Genomic DNA, 22,342 nt, shown 5'->3' on the forward strand with positions numbered 1-22,342 from the left:
TTCTCCTTGTTCTCAGATCCGCTCAGGCGACCTTGCCGTCGGCGAGCACCAGTTCGGCGCCCGCCCAGGTCCGGCGCAGCCACCGGTCGTGCGACGCGATGACCACCGCGCCCGGCGCCGAACGCAGCGCCTGTTCCAGCTCCTCGGCCAGGCCGAGGGACAGATGGTTGGTCGGCTCGTCCAGCAGCAGCACCTCCGGCGGCCGGGCGATCAGCACCGCCAGCGCCAGCCGGCGCCGCTGGCCGATCGACAACTGCCCGACCGGTCGGTCCAGGTCACGGCCGGCGAGCAGGCCCAGCTGGGACAGCGACACCGCGCCCGGCCCGGCCGCCGCCGCGTAGATCTGCCGCGGCGTCCTCGTCGGGTCGGCGAACGTCACGTCCTGCTCCAGCAGGCCGATCCGCACGCCCCGGGCCCGATGCACGACACCGCTTGCCGGCGTCAGCTTGCCCGCCAACACCTTCAGCAGCGTCGACTTGCCGGCCCCGTTGCCGCCCTGCACCATCAGCCGCGCCGAGGTCGTCACGTCCAACTCCGCCAACTGCAACCGGCCCGGCAGCCGCACGTGACGCAACGACACCGCCAACTGGTCCTGCACCGGCTTGCCGGTCAGGTCCGCCGAGAACCGCAGCGGCGCCGGCGGCCTGCCGACCTGCGTCCGGGTCAGCTCGTCCAGCCGCTGCTGGGCGTTGCGGACCCGGCGGGAGATCTGCTTCTGCACCCGCCCGCCGTGCCGGTCGTAGGAGACCTTGTTGTTGTCCTTCATCACCCGGTGGTGGTTCACCTGGTGCGCGGTCACCTGCGCCGATTCCCTCAGCGCGGCCAGTTCCTGCTGCTCCTCGGCGTACTGCTGCTCCCAGCGGGCCCGCTCGGCCCGCTTGGCCGCCAGGTAGTCGGTGTACGCGCCGCCGAAGCGGGTCACCCCGCCGCGGGCCGGGTCCAGGTCGAGGATGTCCGTGCACACCGCGTCCAGGAAGACACGGTCGTGCGAGGCCACCACCACCGTGCCCGGCAAGCGACTCAGTTGCTGCTCAAGGAAGGTCACCGCCTCGTCGTCGAGATGGTTGGTCGGCTCGTCCAGCAGCAGCGCCCGCGGCTGCCGGATCAGCAGCGCGGCCAGGCCGAGCCGGGACCGCTGGCCGCCGGACAGCTCCGCCAGCCGACGGTCGGCGTCCACATCGGACAGTCCGAGCCCGGCGAGCACCAGCTCCGCGCGGCGGTCCGCGTCCCACAGGTCGTGGTCCTGCGCCCACTCCAGCGCGTCGCCGTAGGCCGCCAGCACCTCGGCGTCCTCGGGATCACGCTCCATCCGCTCGCTGAGCTCGTCCAACCGCCGGCGGGCCGCCCTGATGTCCGCCAGCGCGTCGTCGATGACGTGCCGCGGTGCTGTCGGGGCCGAAAGGCAGTTCCTGCAACAGGAATCCGCAGTCCGGCGGCCGGCTCACCGTGCCGGCGTCGGGCTCCTCGTCGCCCGCGAGCAGGCGGAGCAGGGTGGACTTGCCCACGCCGTTGTCGCCGACGAGGCCGAGCCGCTGGCCCGGGGACGCCGTCAGCGAGACACCGTCCAGAACCCGCCGGTCGCCATAGGCCTTGACCAGGTCGCGGGCGTGCACAAAGGGAATGTTTGACATGCGACACCTACCGCAGAAGGAACTGGGATGCGGGATGCCCGCCGGGCCATCTGCTCACAGGAGGAGCGGGCCGCGGACGCGGGCTGGGCGCGATGTCAGTAAACCATGATGCTCAAACTATGGCAGCGAACCCCGGACGCGTCAAGGCCGGCCCCGGTGACCTTCCCGGAGCCGGCCTCGGCTTCGCCGGCTCAGCAGCCGTTGAGCATGGTCTGCAACGCGGACTTCTCCGTCGATTGCAGCGTCAACGACCACTTGTACTTCACCTGGATCCACATCTTGGCGTAGGTGCAGCGATACGCCGTTCGGGGCGGCTGCCACGTCGAGGGATCCTGGTCGCCCTTGGACTCGTTGACGTTGTCCGTTACGGCGATCAGCTGCGGGTCCGTGAGGTCGTTGGCGTAGGACTGCCGCTTGCTGTCCGTCCAGCTCGACGCGCCGGAACGCCACGCCTCGGCCAACGGCACGACGTGGTCGATGTCCACGTCCGAGGCCTGCGTCCAGGTCGCGCCGTCGTAGGGGCTGTACCAGCTGCCGGCCGTCGGGGTGCAGGAGCTGTTCACGGTCACGCCGGTGCCGTCCCGCTTGAGCACGGTCTCGCGGGTGTCGCACGTGCCGGAGATGATGATCCAGTGTGGGAAACGGTCACGGGAATAGCCGGACAGTGACCCCTGCGCGGCCACGGTCAGGGCGCTGAGCTCGGATCGCGCCGTGGTCAGGCTCGGAATGCCCGGCGGTGTCGCCGAGGCCGCCGGCGCCAGTCCCACGGTCGCGACCACGCAGGTCAGCAGGGTCAGGGCGGCGGATAACGAGCGCCGTCGAATCGTGGAGCCGAATTCGGCCATGACGGGGCCTCCAGGGTGATGGCGGGGCGGACGCAACCATGTTTGGTACCCGGAACACCGCCGCTCAACACGTCGAACGGGCCTATGGGCCGACAATAAACAGTTTTCGCCGAACATCTGCCAAGCGGTCATCTTCTCGTCGTGATGCCTTGGTTGCCGGTTCCCCCGGCCGGGGCGTGACCGCGATTCACGATCGACCTGTGCGCCCGCGGACGTTGTGGTACGCCTGGTTCGTGGCTTTCGACACCGAGACCCAGCGGCGGATGGCGCTCAACGAGCGGAACTGGGACGCCCGAACCCCCATCCACGTTCGCAGCGACTTCTACGCCCTCGGCCGGCGCGATCCGCTGGAGTGGATCCTGCCGTTCGAGTGGGACGCGCTGGGATCCCTGGCCGGCAAGGACGTCGCCCACCTGCAGTGCCACCTGGGCGTGGAGACCATGGGCCTGGCCAAGGCCGGCGCCCGCACGGTCGGCCTGGACTTCTCGGCCCGGGCCGTGGAGCAGGCCGACATCGCCGCCCGCCACGAGAATCTCGACGTCTCGTACGTGCGGGCCGACGTGTACGACGCGATCGACGCCCTCGGCGGCAACCGTTTCGACGTCGTCTACACCGGCAAGGGCGCGCTGTGCTACCTACCCGACCTCGCCCGCTGGGCCGAGGTCGTGACGGGCCTGCTGCGGCCCCGCGGCTTTCTGTATCTCGTCGAATTCCACCCGCTGCTCAGCGCTTTCGGGCTGACGGCCCGCCCCGGCGAACCGGTGGATCTGACCGTCCGCCACGACTATCTGGAAGGCCGCGGGCCGGTCGAGCGGGACAGCAGCCACACCTACACCGACGGTCCCCCGCTCGCGGGCGACACCGTGCACTACGAGTGGCCGCACAGCCTGGGCGAGGTCGTGACGGCGCTTTCCCGGGCGGGACTGAGGATCGACCACCTGACCGAGCCGGATGTCCTGCCGTTCCCGCGTTGGCCGGGGATGGTCAGGACGGACTACGGCTGGTGGCGGACCGGCGACGACATGCCTCACGTGCCGACCCTGTACGCGCTCAAGGCAAGCCGCTAGTTGGGGCGGAGCGGACCCGTGACGTCGTGCCCGTTGGTCAGCGTCGCACGAACGTAGTTGGTGGTGACCTGGTTGCTGTTCTCGGGAACCTTGGTCCGCACGATGAAGGTGCCGTCACGCAGGACGCCGGGCGAGTCGGAGTTGTCCGGGGCGACCAGCACCACGGCGGCCACGTCGGCGGCGGCGATGCCGAAGTGGATGGACTCGGTCTCGTAGTTCATGGACGTGAGGTAGTCGAACGGCCGGCCGGGGGTGAGCTTGCCGTAGCGGTCGTCCTGGCCGATCTCGTTGCCGATGACGCCGGTGGCCTTGCCGTTCTCGATGACGCAGGCGGCGGCGGTCTTGTCGTCGCGGATCATCAGGAAACCGTGGTCGGCGTCGAGGTTGAGCCGGGCGCCCGGCCGCCAACGGCCGGCGTTGGGCACGTTGCTGGCGGCCGCGAGGCATTGCTGGACCAGCTGGGCCTCGGAGCCGCCGGCGGCGGGAGTCGCGTCCCGGCCACGGAGCAGCGGCAGCGCGAACACGACGCCGAGCGCGAGCACCACCACGGAGGCGGCGACCGCCAGCGGCGCGCGCATCGCCTTGAACCGGCTGGGCGCCTCCAGCCGCGGCTCGATCTCGGCCCACATCCGGTCTCGCAGGGCCTCGGGCATCCGCCGCCGCTCCGGCAGCTCCGGAATCTCGTTCATCGCCCCTCCCCCAGGGCAGTCGTGTCGATGTCCGCGCCGCTGCCGCCCAGCAGACCGCGCAGCCGGCTGCGGGCCCGGGAGATGCGCGCCCGCACACTGACCTCGGCGATGCCCAGCGCCTGGGCGGCTTCCCCGGTGGACAGCTCACCGAGCAGGCACAGCTCGACGGCCTGCCGCTCGCCCTTGGGCAGCTTGTCGACGGCGTCGAGCACCACTCGCAACCGCCGGTCCGCGTCGATCTGGTCGGCCACGTCGTCGGCGTGGTCGCGCGCGGTGTCGTTGAGCGGGACCCGCGTCAGCAGCCGGGAGAACCGGCCCGCCCGGCGGAACTCGTGCCGGGCCAGGTTGCTGGCCACGGTGAACAGCCACGGCCGCGCACTCGCGTTGACCAGCGTCATGTCGGACAGTTTCCGCCACGCGGCGAGGAACGTCGAGGACGTGAGGTCCTCGGCCACCGACCACGATCCGGTCAGCCGGTAGGCGTAGTTCCACACGGCCTCGGCGTGCCGGCGGTACAGCTCGCCGAACGCGGCGCGGTCCCCGCTCGCGGCCTGCTCCCACAGCGTCTGGTCAGCACACGGCGAAGGGTCGTCACCGCCCCGTTCGGCCGGCGTCTCCGGTCGCCGCACACACTCTCCAGCCGTCCTCACACCGGGTATGTTCCCGGCCGCCCCGACGGTGTTGCGTGTCCGTCGGGACGAGGCCCCGGCCGCGCCGCGGGTGTGCGGCACGGCCGGGTCGGAGTCTAGCCGCGGAACGGGCCGGCGATGACCTGCCCGTTGCCGAGGGTCGCTCGAACGTGGTTGGTGGTGTGCTGGTTGCTGTCCTCGGCGAACTTCGTCTTCACGATGAACGTGCCGTCCTTCACGATGCCGGCGGCCACGGAGTGGTCCGGCCCGACCAGGGAAACGCCGGTCACGTCCTTGGTCGCGATTCCGAAGTGGATCGACTCGGTCGTGTAGTTCATCGAGGAGAGGTAGTCGAACGGACGCGCCGCGGTGAGGTTGCCGTACGCGTGGCGGGAGTCGATGTCGCCCCCCATGATGCCGGTGCCCTTGCCGTTCTCGATGACGCAGACCGCCGCGTTCTTGTCGTCGCGGATCACGAGGAAACCGTGCTGCGCGTCGACGTCGATCCGGGCGCCGGGCCGCCAACCGGCCGGGTCGGGCACGTCCTGGCCGGCGGCGACGCACTCCTTGGCGATCTTCGCGTCGCCGGTGGCGACGGTCTGGGGTCCGGCCGCCTGGACGGTGGTGTTCGGGACGGCGGCGAAGGCCACCGCGCCGCCCACGGCGAGCACGCCGAGCGCGGCCGTCGCGGCCAGGGACAGAGTCAGCTTCTTGGTGTTCATGCCCGGTGTGTTCCCGGCCGTCGCGGCGGCGTTGCGTCTGGCGGCCGGTGCCCGGTCAGACCGCCGAGACCAGGTCGAACTCGTTGCCCTCGGGGTCGGTGATCAGCCCTCCCGTTACAGGAGGGTCAATCCGGTCAGCGCGGAGCGCCCATGGTGGCCAGCGGGACGTGCGCCTCCCAGGCGTCGGCGATGATGCGTGTCAGCGTCGAGGACCACGGTCGCCAGCCCAGCTCGGACCTGATCCGGGCGCTGTCGCCGACCACAATGGACGGTTCGGGCTGCGGCGGGCGATGCCGCACCTCGATGTCGACGCCGGTGACCGCGCGGGCGGTGCGGACGACGTCGGCGATGCTGGCGCGGGTGCCGCTGACGTTGTAGATGCGGTGCTCGCCGAGGCGGCAGGCGGCCAGGGCGGCGTCGATGGCGGCGGCGAAGTCGTCGACGTGCAGGAAGTCGCGGACGGCGGCGCCGTCGCCGTTGATCTCCAGGAACGGCGCCTGGCCGGCGGAGACGGCGATGAGCTTGGGAATGAGCCGGGTCAGGTCGGTGTCGCCGGGGCCGGCGATGTTGAACGCCCGCAGGGTGATCGCGCCGAGCCGACCGGTGGCGGACTGCCAGTGCACGGCGGCCTCGGCGGCGTGCTTGGAGGCGGCGTAAGGACTCTGCGGATTCGGAGCGGCGGCCTCGGAAATGGGTTGCACCGCCGACGAGCCGTACACCGCCGCCGTGGAGGCGAACACCAGCCGCGCTGCCGGCCGCACCCGGTCGAGTGCGGCCAGCAGCGCGAGGGTTCCGGTGACATTGGTGTGGAAGTACTCCACCGGCGCGGCGAAGGAGTCGCGTACCCGGGTTGCCCCGGCGAGGTGGCAGACACCGTCCACATCGGCCACCACGTCGTCGAGATCGTGCAGATCCGCCGTCCGCACCTGGCATTCCGCCGGGAACTCGGCCGTGGTCCGGTGCACGAGCGCGACCACATCGTGGCCCGCACGGCACAGCCGGCGCACGACCGCCCGTCCGACGAACCCGGCCGCCCCGGTGACGAGTACGCGCATGGTCACAGCCCCATCTCGAGGTACTTCTTCTCGGTGATGGCCTTCATCTCGGCCCACCACGGCTCGTTGCCGCGGTACCAGTCGATGAGCTCGGCCATGTCCTGCCGGAAGTCGGTGTGCTCGGGCCGCCACCCGCACTCGGCCCGCAGCTTGCTGGAGTCGCTGCCGTAGCGCATGTCGTTGCACGGCCGCTCGGCCACGTGCTCGTACCAGTCCAGCGGCCGGCCGGTGAGTTCGAGGATCATCTGCATGACCTCGTAGGTCCCCACCTCGTTGTCCGCGCCGACCAGGTAGGTCTCGCCGAGCCGGCCGCGGTCGAGCATCGCGTGGATGGCCGAGCAGTGGTCGTCGACGTGGATCCAGTCCCGCACGTGCCGGCCGGAGCCGTGCAGGTGCGGCGGGATGTCGGTGAGCACGCCGGTGATCGTGCGCGGGATGAACTTCTCGACGTGCTGGTACGGGCCGTAGTTGTTGGCGCACTGCGAGATCGTCACCGGCAGCTGGAACTGGTTCCACGCGGCACGGACGAAATGGTCGGCGCCGGCCTTGCTCGAACTGTAGTAGTTCCGCGGCCGGTACTCGCCGTCCGGCGTGAATCTGCGGTCCTCGCCCAGTTCGAGCTGGCCGAAAACCTCGTCGGTTGACACGTGGTGCAGCCGGATGCCACGGTCGCCGATCAGTTCAAGCAGCGCCACCGTGCCTAATACATTGGTCCGGGCGAATCGACTCGGATATAAGTAGGCGTTGTCGTTATGACTTTCGGCCGCGAAGTGCACGATCACCTCGACGCCCTGCTCGTCGACCAGATCCGTGACGAAGTCGACGTCGCACACGTCGCCGCGGCGGAAGACGATTCGGTCCGCCACGTCATCGAGGTTGTTGTGGTAGTGCGGCACCACGAGCGCGTCGAGCACGACGAGTTCGTACTCGGGCCGATTGCGCAGCGTGTGCCGAACGAAGTTCGATCCGATGAACCCGGCGCCGCCGGTGACCAACATTTTCATTTGGTTACTCCCCTATGGACCGATGAGCGGTGCCCGGTTCCCCAACCAGCGTCCCGCGCGAACGACTCCAGTTGTCACAATGAAAGTCGTCACATCCGAGTATTTGATACCAGAGAATCCCGGCGTCACCGACACTCCTATCGACCCCTATACCGGGACCATGACCGAATCGACACGGCCGATCACCGCACGTGAACGGGGTCGCCGGGCCCAGTTGCCGGCCGCTAGGGGCGAGCAGGGGTTACCGGGACAACCCGGCCGTCAATAGCCTCGTTGCCTGCACATTCCTATCTTTCATTGCCTCACGGAAAGCTGGTTGAGCGATGGCGGCAAAGCTCTTCGCGGCCGACTCGGTGGAAACCTTTGCGGAATTCGAGCGCACCGCGCTCGGCGTCGCCGACGCGCTGCGCGAGCGCGGCGTCGGCCCCGGGGTGCGGGTGCTGCTCAAGGCCGGCAATTCCCCGGGCTACCTGGCCGGCCTGTTCGGGTTGATGCATCTCGGCGCCTCGATCGTGCTGGTGGACCACCAGGAGCGGGCCGAGCAGACGCGGCGGATCTGCGAGCAGGCCGCCGTCAAGGTGACGCTGGTCGACGACGACGCGCCCCTGCCGGACGGCGAGAACCCCGTGTACCTCTACGAGCTGCTGGTGGCCGCGACCGCCAGGCCGGCGACCGAGTCCGCGCTGGACTTCGACACCTGGCGGGACCAGCCGGACGGCCTGGTGATGTGGTCGTCGGGGTCGACCGGCGAGCCCAAGGGCGTGGTGAAGAACGGCGGCCGGTTCCTCGACAACCTGCGGCGCAACGCCGACCAGGTCGGCCACCGAGCCGACGACGTGCTGCTGCCGCTGCTGCCGTTCAACCACCAGTACGGCCTGTCGATGGTGCTGATCGCCTGGCTGGCCCGGTGTTCGCTGGTCATCGCCCCGTACCGGCGGCTGGACAAGGCGCTGCGGATGGCCGGCCAGTGCGGGGCGACCGTGGTCGACGCGACGCCGGCGACGTACCGCAGCATGCTCAACATCGTCACCAAGCGGCCGGAGGCGGCCGAGGACCTGAGCACCGTTCGGATGTTCTGCAGCGGCGCCGCGCCGCTGCCGCCGGCGCTGGTCGACTCGTACGTGCAGACGTTCGGGCTGCCGCTGCTGGACAGCTACGGCAGCACCGAGCTGGGCAACCTCGCCTTCGCCACCACGGAGAACCCCGTCGGCTGCGGGCGTGTGATGGCCGGGCTGCGGCTGCGGGTCGTCGACGAGGACGGCAACACCGTGCGGGCGGGCGAGATCGGCGAGCTGCTGGTGGACTGCCCGGACATGATGGCCGGCTACCTCGGTCCGGACGGCGTGCTCGCCCCGGTCGAGCAGGGTTGGTACGCCACCAACGACTTCGGCTACCTGGACGCCGACGACAACCTGTTCGTGGTCGGCCGCAAGCTGGCCGTGCACCGCAACGGGTACACGCTGTTCCCGGAGATCATCGAGAACAAGGTGGCCGCGCACGGCTGTTCGGCCAAGGTGATCGCGCTGCCCGACGACCGCCGCGGCTGCCAGTTGGTGTTCTTCGTCGAGGACGACCACGACCGCGACGCCGCGCACTGGCGGGCCGTGATCAACGACGTGCTGCCGGCGTGGGAGCAGCCCAACCGGGTGCACGTGCTCGGCGCGTTCCCGCTCAACCGCAACGGCAAGCCGGACCGGCAGAAGATGGAGAAGCTGGCCGCCGAACTGGCCGCCTGAGCACCGCGCCGGCGACTGGCCCGCTCTCCGATCGGGAAGCGGGCCACCGGCATCCGACCGGCCCGCTCACCGATCGTCGAAGCCGGCCACCCACAGCCAGCCGGCCCGCTCACCGATCAGGAAGCGGGCCACCCCACAACCAGCCGGCCCGCTCGCCGACCACTCACAGCCATCCGGCCCGTCCCCCTGGGGCGGGCCGGATTCGCGGGTCAGGACGTGTAGCCGTGGCTGTGCGCGTAGCGGATGGCCTGCGACCGGTCCCGGCTGCCGGTCTTGGCGAAGATCCGGTTGATGTGCGTCTTCACCGTCGCCTCGCCGACGAACAGCGCGCGGGCGATCTCCCGGTTGCTGCGGCCCATCGCGACCAGGCGCAGCACCTCGGCCTCGCGCGGCGTCAGCTCGTTGCCCTTGGCCGGCGCGGGCGTCTCGGGGCCGGGCGCGGCGGGCTTGGTGGCCGCCATCAGCAGCCGGCGGTGCACGTTCGGGTCCAGCAGCGCCTGGCCGGCCGCGGCGGCGTGCACGGCGCGGCCGATCTCGTCCCGGGTCGCCGACTTGGTCAGGAAGCCCAGCGCGCCGGCGTCCAGCGCCCGCACGATGGTGTCGTCGTCGGCGAACGTGGTCAGCACGACCACCTGCGTGTCCTGGTAGGCCTCGCGGATCCGGCGGGTGGCCTCCACCCCGTCGCTGCGGGGCATGCCGATGTCCATCAGGACGACGTTGGGGCGCAGTTCGGCGACCGCCTCCACGGCCGCCACCCCGTCGGCCGCGTCGCCGACGACCGTGATGCCCGGCAGCGTGTTGACCAGCAGCACGAGCCCCTCGCGCAGTGCGGACTGGTCATCGGCGATCACCACTCGCACGTCGTCACTGCTCACCGGGCAACTCTCACCTTCGTCGTCTCCACCCCGCGTCCGCCCGCTCAGGCTAGCGCGAACGGCGCAGTCACAGGGTCGGTTCCGGGACAGGGGCCACGGCAATACATTAGCTCGAACGGGTGATAGGGGCCGGGAATCACAACACAATGAACATCGAATAGCGCCGTGTCTCCATCCGGAATCCACCCGGGTGTCCACCCAATCTCAACCGGGCGGGCCAGCCAAGCCGTACACCCGTCGTGTAAAGTTCTGAAAACGAAGCGCGGACGTACGGATTGCCGGCCGGGACAGCAGGAGTCAGGTAGAACAATGACCGGATCCGCACCCGAGGCCGACGGCTGTTTCAGACGCTTCCACAGCACGGGCGACAGTCAATTCCGACTGGCCTGCCTGCCTCCCGTCGGATCGTCGGCCAGTTTCTACAGTACGCTCTCGGAATCGCTTTCGCCCTCCATCGAGGTGCTGTCGGTCCAGTATCCGGGACGGCAGGACCGCGGGGCCGAGAAATGCGCGGAAGCCATCTCCGAGCTGGCCGACGAGATCGGTCCCCAGCTGTCGAAGTGGACCGACGTGCCGCTGGCGCTGCTGGGACACGGCATGGGGGCGATCGTGGCGTTCGAGCTCGCCCGGCAGCTGGAGCTGAGCGCGTCGGCGCCGGTGGTGCTGTTCGTCTCCGGCAGCGTGGCGCCGCACAAACACCGCCAGAGCCACGTCCACCTGCTCGACGACAACGGCATCGTGGACGAGCTGCGCGAGCTGAGCGGCGGCGATCTCGTCGACGCGGTCGACCGTGACCTGATCAGCGCGAATATGGACGCCATCCGCGGCGACTACAAGAGCATCGGCACCTACAGCTACGGGCCGGGTCCGACATTGTCCTGCCCGATCGTGGCGCTCGCCGGCGACAGCGACACCACCGTCACTTTGTCGGACGTCCGGGCGTGGAACGAGCTCAGCACGGGTGAATTCGAGTTCCAGATCTTCCCCGGCGGCAGCTACGTCATTTCCGACAGCGAGCGTGAATTCGCCGACGCCGTCTTCGACCGTCTGGTGCTGAGGGCCGCTCCGTAACGGCTTCGTCCCCGGCCTTTCGACCGGGGACGAAGCCGTGGGCGACTAGCGCGAAATCTCGGTGGTCAGCCACTCGTGAATGGCGTGCATGGTCGTCTCCGCGTTCTCGTCCATCATGCTGAAATGGTTGCCGGCGACGTCGACGAGCGTGTGCGGGAGCTTCCAGGACACCTGCCAGCCCGGCTCGTCGGCCTGGTGCGGCAGCGGCTCGCTGGCCCGCACCAGCAGCGTGGGCGTGGCGATCTCCGTCGGCTCCCAGCCGGCGAACAGGCGGAAGTAGGCGCCCATGGCGGTCAGCCGGGTGTCGCTGAGGTAGTCACCGCCGGACAGGCCCTCGAGCAGGCGGGGCAGGACCCTGGTGAACGCGGCCCGTTCCTGCTGGTAGATGTCGATCAGGACCAGCGCGGCCGGTGCGGCGCCGGCCTGTTCGAGGCGGCCGGCCAGGGCGTGCGCGAGCATGCCGCCGGAGGAGTGCGCCAGCAGCACGAACGGCGCGTCTTCGCTCCGTACGGCAGCGACCTGCTCGTCCAGCAGCGCGTCGATGTCGGCCGGCAGTCGGTCGCCGTCGGCGAATCCCGGCACCGGCAGCACCGACACGTCGCGCAAGCCGCGGAAGGCGGTGGCCAGACGGGCGTATTCGTGGGCCCCGGACATCGGCAGGATCGACGGAACGCAGATCAGGCGCAAGTGTCCGGTTCCCTGCACGAGGCGCGTCGTGGCCAGTTCGCCGCCGCCCGCGGTGAAGGTCGGCCGGAACTCCGAGGCCGTCATCAGCAGTTCGACGAACCGCTCCAGCTCACCGGTTTCCGCGGCCTGCCCGAACATCGGCGCGAACGTGCCGATGCTCGTGGTCGGCGTCGGGTCCGTGGCCAGCTCGTTGACCAGGTGTTCGGCCAGGGCCTCGGCGGTGGGGAAGTCGAACACCGCCGTGCCGGGCAGGCGCAGCCCGGTGGCGTCGTTGAGCGCGTTGCGCAGTTCGACCGCAGTCAGGGAGTCGAAGCCCAGCTCCATGAACGGGCGGTGCGCCGGCACGGCGTCGGTGTCGGCGTGGCCGAGGACGTGGGCCGCAGTGGTCCGCACCAGGGTGAGCAGTGCTTCCGTGCGCTCCGCCGGCGAAAGCCCGGCCAGCCGCACGGTGCCTGGTTCGCCCTTCCTGGCGGCGGCTCGACGTGCGGGCGTCCGCACCAGGCCCCGCAGCAGCGGCGGCACCCTGTCCCCGCGGAGCGCGGACAGCTCCAGCCTCATCGGCACCGGAGCCTCAACGGCCCCGCCCAGGCAGGCATCGAACAGCGCAAGGCCTTCTGCCATCGACAGGGCCTGGACGCCGTCGCGGGTCATCCGCGCACCCATCCCGCCCTCGGACTCCCACAAGCCCCAGGCAATCGAGACCCCGGGTAGACCGTCCGCCCGCCGCTTCGCGGCCAACGCGTCGAGGAACGCGTTGCCAGCGGCGTAGTTGGCTTGGCCGGGGTTGCCGACCACGCCGGCAGCCGAGGAGAACAGGATGAACGCCGACAGCTCACGGTCAGCGGTCAGCTCGTGCAGGTTCACCGCACCGTCGATCTTCGGTCGCAGCACCGTGTCCAGCCGCTCGGCGGTCAGCGAACCGACGACGCCGTCATCCAGGACGCCGGCGGCGTGCACCACGGCCGTCACGGGGAACTCCTTCAGCAGCCCCGCAACCGCAGAACGATCGGTGACATCGCAGGCCACCACATCGACGTGCGCGCCCAGCTCGGTCAGCTCGGCGCGGAGCTCCGCAGCACCACCGCGGCGGCTGGTCAGCACCAGGTTGCGCACGCCGTGCTCGGTCACCAGGTGCCGGGCCAGCGCCGCGCCAAGGCCGCCGGTGCCACCAGTGATCAGGACCGTGTCGTCTTCACCCAACACCGACTCGGCTGCCGGCACGGCAGCACGCGCCAACCGAGGCACGGACACAACATCGTTGTGCACGCGGAACTCGGGTTCGCCGGACTCCAGCGCTCCAGCAACAACAGTGGGGTCGGCCGGTCCGTCGATGGCGACCACTGCGAACCGCCCGGGGTTCTCGGACTCCGCCGATCGCACCAGGCCCGCCACCGCTGAAGCCGCCAGATCACCGACCGGGGCAACAACGAAGGCCAGGCGGGAAGACTCCCAGCGCTCGTCGGCCAGCCACTGCTGCACCAACTCCAACGCGGCAGTCACCGCAGCACGGGCGTCACCGGCCGGTGAGCAGAACACGACCTCCGGCGTGCCTTCCACCGAATCCAGCTCGGCAAAGGTAGGCGCACCGAGACCCCACTGGTCATCACCGATCATCGCCCACGAAGCAGGTTCTGTTGTGGCGGCTGGCATTGGGGTCCAGCGCAGCTCGAACAGCGAATCAGTGCCACGGGCCGCCGACAACTGCTCCGTCCTGATCTCCCTCAACGCCAACGAATCCACTGAGGCCACGGGAGCTCCGGTGCCATCAGCCAGTAGCAGCGACACCGCCCCCTCGCCAGCCGACGACACCTGCACCCGCAATGCCGTCGCGCCCACCGCGTGCAGGGCCACGCCGTGCCAGGCGAAGGGAAGCCGAAGCTGCCCGGTCTCCTCGATCGGACCGAGCCCCACGGCATGGAGGGCGGCGTCCAGCAGCGCCGGGTGGATACCGAACCGGCCGGTGCCGGGGACATCCTCGGGCAGGGCAACCTCGGCGAACACGTCGTCACCGAGCCGCCACGCCCGCCGCAGCCCCTGGAAGACCGGACCGTACTCCAGACCGACATCCGCCAACTGCTCGTACAGATCATCGACGGCAACCGCGTCCGCACCGGCCGGTGGCCACACGGCAAGATCGGCCGTCACCTCACCGGGCGACCCCAGCACACCGGTGGCGTTCATGGTCCAGAGCTGTTCGCCGGCGTCCGGGCTGGAGTGAACCGACACCGACCGGCGACCGGACTCGTCAGGAGCGCCGACCATCACCTGCATCGCCAGGCCGCCGCTTTCGGGCACCACCAGCGGCGCCGCCAGGGTCAGCTCCCCGATGCCGTCACAGCCGACCTGGCCACCCGCGTGCAACACCAACTCCACGAACGCCGCACCAGGCAACAGAACCGAGCCCGACACCGCGTGATCGGCCAGCCACGGATGCGTCGCCAGCGACAACCGGCCAGTCAGGACAACGGTGTCGGTGTCCGCCAACACCAACGACGCGCCCAGCAACGGATGCTCGGCCGAACGCTGCCCCAGGCCCTCGGCGTTGACAGCAGACCCAGCCGCGTCGAGCCAATAACGCTGACGCTGGAAGGCATAAGTCGGCAGCTCGATTCGGCGAGCACCCTCGAACACCGCCTGCCAGTCGACAGCCACGCCGGCAAGCGCCGCACCACCAACAGCCGCCAACAGGGCGTTCGGCTCGGCTCGGTCGGAGCGCAACGCGGGCCAGAAGTCCGTCTCCACGCACTGCTGCCCCATCGCCGACAACACCGAATCCGGCCCCAGCTCCAGGAACCCGGTCACGCCCTGGTCCGCTGCGCACTGGACGCCGTCGGCGAACCGGACCGCAGCCCGAACGTGCTCAACCCAGTAAGCGGCGGAGAACTCCGCCAGCACCTGTCCGGAGACGTTCGACACCACCGGGATCTGCGCCGGCTGGTAGGAGAGGCGTCCGGCAACCTCGGCGAACTCCGCCAGCATCGGATCCATCAGCGGCGAGTGGAACGCATGCGACACCCGCAACCACCGGGTCTTCCGACCCACGAACGCCGCAGCGACCTGCTCCAGCTGGCTCTTGTCTCCCGACACCACAACCGAGGTCGGACCATTGACCGCAGCGACACCAACCAGGTCGAAGCCCTCCAACGCCAGGAGCACTTCGGCCTCGGACGCCTGCACCGCCAGCATCGCACCGCCAGTAGGCAGCACCTGCATCAACCGACCACGGGCAACCACCAACGCCGCCGCATCCGCCAACGAGAGCACACCAGCAACATGAGCCGCCGCGACCTCGCCGACCGAGTGACCCAGCAGGAAGTCGGGCCGGATCCCCCACGACGACACAAGTCGGAACAACGCGACCTCGATCGCGAACAGAGCGACCTGGGTGTACTGGGTCTGATCCAGCAACTCCGGCTCATCCCACATGACTTCACGGATCGACCGGTCCAGGTGCTCATCAATCGCAGCGCAGACCGAATCCAGCGCTTCGGCGAACCCGGGGAACCGAGCCGCCAACTCTCGGCCCATGCCCACCCGCTGCGAACCCTGACCGGAGAACAGCACCGCCAGCTTGCCCAAGCCGGCGGCAACCACCGGTGTCGCACCATCAGCCAAGGCAGCCAGCCCAGCGGTGAGTTCCTCTCGGCCGCCGACGACGACGGCACCGAGATCGAACCTCGACCGCGTGGAAACCAGCGAATAAGCCAGATCTAACGGCTCGACATCGGGAAGAGCATCGAGCAGCCGGCGAGCCTGGTCGCGCACGGCGGCCTCGGTCTTCGCCGTCAACACCACTGGAACGACATCGGCAGCAACCGTGCGTTCGGCAACCGCCTCGGGCTCGACGCCCTCGATGATCACGTGCGCATTGGTGCCGCTGATACCGAAGGAGGAGACACCGGCCCGCCGAGGGCGGGTCAGCTCGGGCCACGGCCGCGCCTCCGCCAACAACGCAACCGCACCAGCCGACCAGTCGACATGCGGGGTCGGCTCGTCGACGTGCAGCGACTTCGGCAACACACCGTGGCGCATCGCCAACACCACCTTGATGATCCCGGCAACGCCAGCAGCCGCCTGCGTGTGCCCTAGGTTCGACTTGATCGAGCCGAGCCACAGGGGTTCCGAGCGGTCCTGACCGTAGGTCGCCAACAACGCCTGGGCCTCGATCGGGTCACCCAGCGAGGTACCGGTGCCGTGGGCCTCAACCACATCCACGTCCGAAGTAGACAGACCGGCATTGGCCAGAGCGGCGCGGATCACCCGCTGCTGCGACGGGCCGTTCGGAGCGGTCAACCCGTTCGAGGCACCATCCTGGTTCACCGCCGACCCACGAACCACAGCCAACACCTGGTGACCATTGCGCCGAGCATCCGACAAACGCTCCAGCAGCAACACGCCGACACCCTCGCCCCAACCGGTCCCGTCGGCGGCCGCCGCGAACGGCTTGCACCGACCATCGGACGCAAGTCCGCGCTGGCGGGAGAACTCGATGAACGCGCTCGGGGAGGCCATCACGGTAACGCCCCCGGCCAGCGCCATCGTGCACTCGCCCTGACGCAACGCCTGCGAGGCAAGGTGAACTGCCACCAGCGACGACGAACACGCCGTGTCGACAGTGACGGCAGGGCCCTCGAAACCAAAGGTGTACGAGACCCGGCCCGAGAAGACGCTGCCGGAGTTGCCCGTACCCAGGAACCCTTCGATCTCCTCGGGCACCTCGCGCAGGTTCAGGCCGTAGTCGTGGTACATCAGGCCGGCGAACACACCGGTCTGGCTACCGCGCAGCGAGGTCGGATCGATCCCGGCCTGCTCAACGGCCTCCCATGACGCCTCCAGCAGCAACCGCTGCTGCGGATCCATCGCCACCGCCTCACGCGGCGAGATGCCGAAGAAGGCCGGATCGAACTCGGTGGCGTCGTACAGGAAGCCGCCCTCGCGGACATAGGTCGTGCCGGCCTTGTCGGGATCCTGGTCGTAGATGCCGGCCACGTCCCAACCACGATCGGTCGGGAACGCCGAGACGCCGTCGCGGCCGGACACCAGCAGCTGCCACAGCTCCTCCGGATTCGACACACCACCCGGGTACCGGCAGCTCATCCCGACGATCGCGATCGGCTCGTCGACCGGGGCCGCCAGCGCGGCACGAGTATCGACAACCACCGAGCCGACCAGCTCGGCCAGCACGTGATCGGCCAACGCCTGCGGGGTCGGGTAGTCGAACACCAACGTCGCCGGCAGGCTCAAGCCCGTTGCCTTGTTGATCGAGTTCCGGAGCTCCACCGAGGTCAGCGAGTCGAAGCCCAGGTCGCTGAACGCCCGCTGCACGGTGATCGCCGCCACGGAGGCATGACCCAGCACCGCCGCGACCTGCGACCGGACCAGCTCCACCACCGCGGCCGACCGTTCATCCGCGCTCAGCGCCGACAGCTGCCGCGCCAAGTCCGTGCCGCCGGCACGGGCCGCCCGTCGCACGCCACGCACCAGGCCGCTGAACACCGGCGGCACATCGGCCAGGCCCCGCAGTCCGGCAACGTCCAGCCGCATCGGCACCGGCGCCTCGACGGCACCACCCACGCACGCATCGAACAGCGCCAAGCCGTCCCGGGTCGGCAGGGCGAGAACGCCGTCGCGGGCGCCGCCCATCCCGCCCTCGGACTCCCACAACCCCCACGCGATCGAGACCCCCGGCAGCCCCGCAGCCCGCCGCTGCGCCGCCAACGCATCCAGGAACGCATTGCCCGACGCGTAGTTCGCCTGGCCGGGGTTTCCCACCACGCCAGCCGCCGACGAGAACAACACGAACGCCGACAACTCGCGCCCAGCGGTCAGCTCGTGCAGGTTCAGTGCTCCATCAACCTTCGGCCGCAACACCGTGTCCAGCCGCTCCGGAGTCAGGGAGCTGACGACACCGTCGTCCAGCACACCGGCGGCGTGGACCACGGCCGTCACGGGAAGCTCCGCCAGGAGCCCCGCCACCGCAGCACGATCGGCGACATCGCAGGCCACTACATCCACCCGCGCGCCCAGCTCGGTCAGCTCGGCACGCAGCTCCTCCGCACCCCCACGCCGACTGGTCAGCACGAGGTTGCGCACGCCGTGCTCGGTCACCAGGTGCCGGGCCAGCGCCGCACCCAGACCACCGGTACCGCCCGTGATCAGGACCGTGTCCCGCTCACTCAGCACGGGCTCGGCAGCAGGCACAACAGCCCGCACCAGCCTCGGCACGGCCACAGCACCATCCACCACGCGGAACTCAGGCTCACCAGCAGCCAACGCGCCAGTGACCACGCCAGCATCCACCGGCCCGTCGACGCCAACCACTGCGAACCGGCCAGGGTTCTCCGACTCCGCCGACCGCACCAATCCCGCAACGGCAGCACCAGCAAGATCACCAACCGATGCCACGAACACCAGCCGGGCCGACTGCCAACGCTCGTCGGACAGCCACTCCTGCACCAACTCCAGCGCGGCGGTCACCGCAGTACGATTGTCACCGGCCGGTGAGCAGAACACCACCTCCGGCGTGCCCTCCACCGCAGCCAGGTCCGCAAAGGTCGGCGCACCGAGATCCCACTGGTCATCACCGAGGACCGCCCACGAACCGGGCTCGCCGACAGCAACCGTCAACGGGGTCCACCGCAGCTCGAACAACGAATCAGTGCCACGACCCGCCGGCAGGTGGCCCGAGCTGACCTCTCGCAGCATCAACGAATCCACCGACGCCACGGGAGCGCCTGTGCCGTCCGCCAACAGCAGCGACACCGCGCCCTCGCCGGCCGGCGACACCCGCACCCGCAACGCAGTCGCACCGACCGCGTGCAGCGTCACGCCATGCCAGGCGAACGGAAGCCGGAGCTGCTCACCCTGCCCGATGGGACCCAGCCCCACCGCGTGCAGGGCGGCGTCCAGCAGCGCCGGGTGGATACCGAACCGGCCAGCGGTGTCCGCAACGTCGTCCGGCAAGGCAACCTCGGCGAACACGTCATCGCCGAGACGCCACGCCGAACGCAGCCCCTGAAAGGCCGGCCCGTATCCCAGGCCAGCATCCGCCAGCTGCTCATACAGGTCGTCGACGGCAACCGGGTCCGCACCCGCCGGCGGCCACGCCGCAAGATCAGCGATCACACCGCCGGACGAAGCCAGCACGCCGGTGGCGTGCGCCGTCCACTGCTCCGAGCCGTCGACCTGCGAATACACGCCGACGGAACGAGTACCGTTCTCTTCCAGCGCGCCGACGACGACCTGGACTGCCACGCCGCCGCTGTCGGGCACCACCAGTGGCGCCGCCAGCGTCAACTCCTTGACGCCCTCGCACCCGACCTGGCTACCCGCGTGCAACACCAGCTCGACGAACGCCGCGCCAGGCAACAGAACCGATCCCGACACCGCATGATCGGCCAACCATGGATGCGTCGCCAACGACAACCGACCCGTCAACACAACAGTGTCGGAGTCCGCCAACACCAACGACGCACCCAACAACGGATGCTCCGCCGAACGCTGCCCCAATCCAGAAGCATCCACAATGGACTTTACAGCGTCCAGCCAGTAGCGCTGACGTTGGAAGGCGTAGGTCGGCAGCTCAACCCGACGGGCGTCCGTGCCCTCGAACACCGCCGCCCAGTCAACAGCCATCCCGGACAGCGCGGCACCGCCGACGGCAGCCAGTACCGCCTCCGGCTCGGCCCGACCAGACCGCAGCGCGGGCCAGAACTCGGCCTCCACGCACTGCCGCCCCATACCCGACAAAACCGAATCCGGGCCCAACTCCAAGAACCCGGTCACACCCTGGTCGACAGCACACTGCACACCATCGGCGAACCGAACCGCAGCGCGAACGTGCTCGACCCAGTAAGCAGCAGAGAACTCCTCCACCACCTGTCCGGAGACGTTCGACACCACCGGAATCTCCGGCCGTCGATACTCCAAACCACCGGCCACAGCGGCGAAGTCGTCCAGCATCGGGTCCATCAGCGGCGAGTGGAACGCATGCGACACCCGCAACCACCGCGTCTTCCGACCCTCGAACGCCGCCGCAACCTGCTCCAACTGGCCTCGATCACCCGACACCACAACCGAAGTCGGACCATTGACCGCAGCGACGCCAACCAAGTCGAAGCCTTCGAGCGCCGGCACGACCTCAGCCTCGGACGCCTGAACGGCTAGCATCGCACCGCCAGTAGGCAACGCCTGCATCAAGCGACCACGAGCAGCCACCAACGCCGCCGCATCCGCCAACGACATCACACCAGCAACATGAGCCGCCGCGATCTCACCAACCGAATGCCCCAGCAGGAAGTCCGGACAGATTCCCCACGACGACACCAGCCGGAACAAGGCAACCTCGACCGCGAACAGAGCCGCCTGCGTGTACCGGGTCTGGTCGAGAAGCTCGGGCTCATCCCACATCACCTGGCGAATCGAGCGGTCCAGGTGCTCGTCCAGGGCCGCGCAGACCGAATCCAAGGCCTCGGCGAACACCGGGAACCGAGCCGCCAACTCACGACCCATCCCCACCCGCTGCGAACCCTGACCCGAGAACAACAACGCAAGCTTGCCCGGCACCCCGGCAACCACCGGAGCCACGCCGTCAGCCAGCGCAGTCAGGCCCGCGACAAGCTCATCACGGCCGCCGACAACAACAGCGCCGTAATCGAACCTCGACCGCGAAGTCAAGGAATAAGCCAGATCCACCGGCTCGACGTCAGGCAGCACATCCAGCAGTCGCCGCGCCTGCTCCCGCACCGCGGCCTCGGACCGGGCCGACACCACCACCGGCACAACAACATCCGACCGCTCAGCAACCGCCTCCGGCTCAACGCCCTCGATGATCACATGCGCGTTGGTGCCGCTGATACCGAAAGAGGACACACCGGCCCGGCGCGGCCGGCTCAGCTCGGGCCACGCCCGCGACTCCGCCAACAACTCCACCGCACCAGCCGACCAATCCACATGCGGAGTCGGCTCGTCAACGTGCAGCGTCCGAGGCAACACGCCATGCCGCATCGCCAACACCATCTTGATCACACCGGCAACGCCGGCAGCCGCCTGCGTGTGCCCCAGGTTCGACTTGATCGACCCAAGCCACAGCGGCGCAGTCGCCGACCGACTCTGGCCATAGGTGGCCAACAAAGCTTGCGCCTCAATGGGATCACCCAGCGGTGTTCCCGTTCCGTGAGCCTCGACGGCATCGACGTCCGAAGTGGACAAACCGGCATCGGCCAGCGCCTCGCGGATCACCCGCTGCTGCGACGGACCATTCGGCGCCGTCAAACCATTCGAAGCGCCATCCTGATTCACCGCCGAACCACGAACAACCGCCAGCACGGGATGCCCAAGCCGCTGCGCGTCGGACAGCCGCTCCAGCAACAGCACACCGACACCCTCGCCCCACCCAGTGCCGTCGGCCGCACCGGCGAATGCCTTGCACCGCGCGTCGGCAGCGAGACCGCGCTGACGGGAGAACTCGATGAAGGCCGACGGCTCGGACATGACCGTCACACCACCGGCCAACGCCAGCCCGCACTCGCCGCGACGCAGCGACTGCACCGCCAGATGCATCGCCACCAGCGAAGACGAGCACGCGGTGTCGATGGTGACGGCCGGCCCCTCCAAGCCGAACGTGTACGAGATCCGTCCGGAAAGGACACTGCCCGAGTTGCCGGTGCCGAGGAATCCCTCTACCCCGTCGGGTATCTCGTCCAACCGGGTGGCGTAGTCGTGGTACATCAGGCCGGCGAACACGCCGGTCCGGCTGCCGCGCAGCGAAGCCGGGTCGATGCCGGCGGACTCGATCGCCTCCCACGACGTCTCCAGCAACAGCCGCTGCTGCGGATCCATCGCCAACGCCTCACGCGGCGAGATGCCGAAGAACTCGGCGTCGAAATCCGCGATCCGGTCGAGGAAGCCGCCCTCGCGCACGTACGCCTTGCCGACCGCGTCCGGGTCGGGGTCGTAGAGGCCGTCGACGTCCCAACCGCGATCGGTCGGGAACGGCGACACCCCGTCCGCGCCGGCGGCGACCAGCCGCCACAGGTCGTCCGGGGACCACACGCCGCCCGGGTAGCGACAGGCCATGCCGACGATCGCCACCGGTTCGTGGTCCCTGGCCTCGACCTCGCGCAGCCGCTGCCGCGTCTGGTGCAGATCCGCGGTCACCTGCTTGAGGAAGTAACGAAGCTTGTCCTCGGCCACCACGTGCAGTCACTCCCTCGACGCTGGTAGAGAACGGATCGCGAAAAAAGCTCCCCGCGAGGCCCGTTCGCGGGGAGCTTCATTGCTTCGAGAATAGGCAGCCGATCGTCGCCGACGCTGCCCCTATTCGCCCCTAC

Annotated in this window: 11 protein-coding genes and 1 pseudogene; 3 read left to right on the forward strand and 9 right to left on the reverse strand. The window is 69.4% G+C overall.

The window, feature by feature from the left end:
* Window positions 1-22: 22 nt before the first annotated feature.
* A pseudogene (locus BJ998_RS12410) lies at window positions 23-1,631 on the reverse strand (ABC-F family ATP-binding cassette domain-containing protein).
* Between the two features lie 191 nt (window positions 1,632-1,822).
* Entirely contained in the window at window positions 1,823-2,476 is a 654-nt protein-coding gene (locus BJ998_RS12415) for an HNH endonuclease family protein (protein ID WP_184861332.1), read from the reverse strand.
* A gap of 233 nt (window positions 2,477-2,709) precedes the next feature.
* Here BJ998_RS12415 and BJ998_RS12420 point away from each other — a divergent pair, with 233 nt between their 5' ends.
* On the forward strand, window positions 2,710-3,543 hold the full coding sequence (locus BJ998_RS12420; RefSeq protein WP_312890071.1) for a class I SAM-dependent methyltransferase: 834 nt from the start codon (window positions 2,710-2,712) through the stop codon (window positions 3,541-3,543).
* Here BJ998_RS12420 and BJ998_RS12425 read toward each other — a convergent pair.
* From BJ998_RS12425 to rfbB, 5 genes are all read right to left on the reverse strand, one after another.
* Window positions 3,540-4,232, reverse strand: coding sequence for a hypothetical protein (locus BJ998_RS12425; protein WP_184861334.1), 693 nt, complete (start codon window positions 4,230-4,232; stop codon window positions 3,540-3,542). The two genes, BJ998_RS12420 and BJ998_RS12425, sit on opposite strands and share 4 nt — an antisense overlap.
* A complete protein-coding gene (locus tag BJ998_RS12430; RefSeq protein ID WP_184861336.1) occupies window positions 4,229-4,861 on the reverse strand; it encodes an RNA polymerase sigma factor in 633 nt (210 codons plus the stop codon). Before BJ998_RS12430 ends, BJ998_RS12425 begins: the two co-directional genes overlap by 4 nt.
* Before the next feature lie 116 nt (window positions 4,862-4,977).
* The gene (locus BJ998_RS12435; RefSeq protein WP_184861338.1) at window positions 4,978-5,583 is read right to left on the reverse strand and encodes a hypothetical protein; all 606 of its coding nucleotides are present in this window, start codon (window positions 5,581-5,583) and stop codon (window positions 4,978-4,980) included.
* A gap of 134 nt (window positions 5,584-5,717) precedes the next feature.
* Window positions 5,718-6,638 carry an NAD-dependent epimerase/dehydratase family protein gene (locus BJ998_RS12440; RefSeq protein ID WP_184868614.1) on the reverse strand — a complete coding sequence of 307 codons (921 nt, stop codon included), beginning with the start codon at window positions 6,636-6,638 and terminating at the stop codon, window positions 5,718-5,720.
* Between the two features lie 2 nt (window positions 6,639-6,640).
* Window positions 6,641-7,642 (reverse strand): dTDP-glucose 4,6-dehydratase, encoded by a 1,002-nt coding sequence (rfbB, locus tag BJ998_RS12445; protein WP_184861340.1) that lies wholly within the window; start codon window positions 7,640-7,642, stop codon window positions 6,641-6,643.
* Between the two features lie 323 nt (window positions 7,643-7,965).
* Here rfbB and BJ998_RS12450 point away from each other — a divergent pair, with 323 nt between their 5' ends.
* On the forward strand, window positions 7,966-9,378 hold the full coding sequence (locus BJ998_RS12450; RefSeq protein WP_184861342.1) for a class I adenylate-forming enzyme family protein: 1,413 nt from the start codon (window positions 7,966-7,968) through the stop codon (window positions 9,376-9,378).
* Between the two features lie 209 nt (window positions 9,379-9,587).
* Here the strand turns inward: BJ998_RS12450 and BJ998_RS12455 are convergent, their stop codons facing one another.
* Window positions 9,588-10,253: a response regulator transcription factor gene (locus BJ998_RS12455; protein WP_184861344.1), complete on the reverse strand. Its 666-nt coding sequence runs from the start codon at window positions 10,251-10,253 to the stop codon at window positions 9,588-9,590.
* Window positions 10,254-10,562: 309 nt separating this feature from the next.
* Between BJ998_RS12455 and BJ998_RS12460 the strand changes: the two genes are divergently transcribed.
* On the forward strand, window positions 10,563-11,324 hold the full coding sequence (locus tag BJ998_RS12460) for a thioesterase II family protein (protein ID WP_184861346.1): 762 nt from the start codon (window positions 10,563-10,565) through the stop codon (window positions 11,322-11,324).
* A 45-nt stretch (window positions 11,325-11,369) separates the two neighbouring features.
* On the opposite strand, the gene BJ998_RS12465 is transcribed toward BJ998_RS12460, so the two are convergent.
* The gene (locus BJ998_RS12465) at window positions 11,370-22,208 is read right to left on the reverse strand and encodes a type I polyketide synthase (RefSeq protein ID WP_184861347.1); all 10,839 of its coding nucleotides are present in this window, start codon (window positions 22,206-22,208) and stop codon (window positions 11,370-11,372) included.
* Window positions 22,209-22,342 lie beyond the last annotated feature (134 nt).

The organism is Kutzneria kofuensis (assembly GCF_014203355.1).
Classification (GTDB): domain Bacteria; phylum Actinomycetota; class Actinomycetes; order Mycobacteriales; family Pseudonocardiaceae; genus Kutzneria; species Kutzneria kofuensis.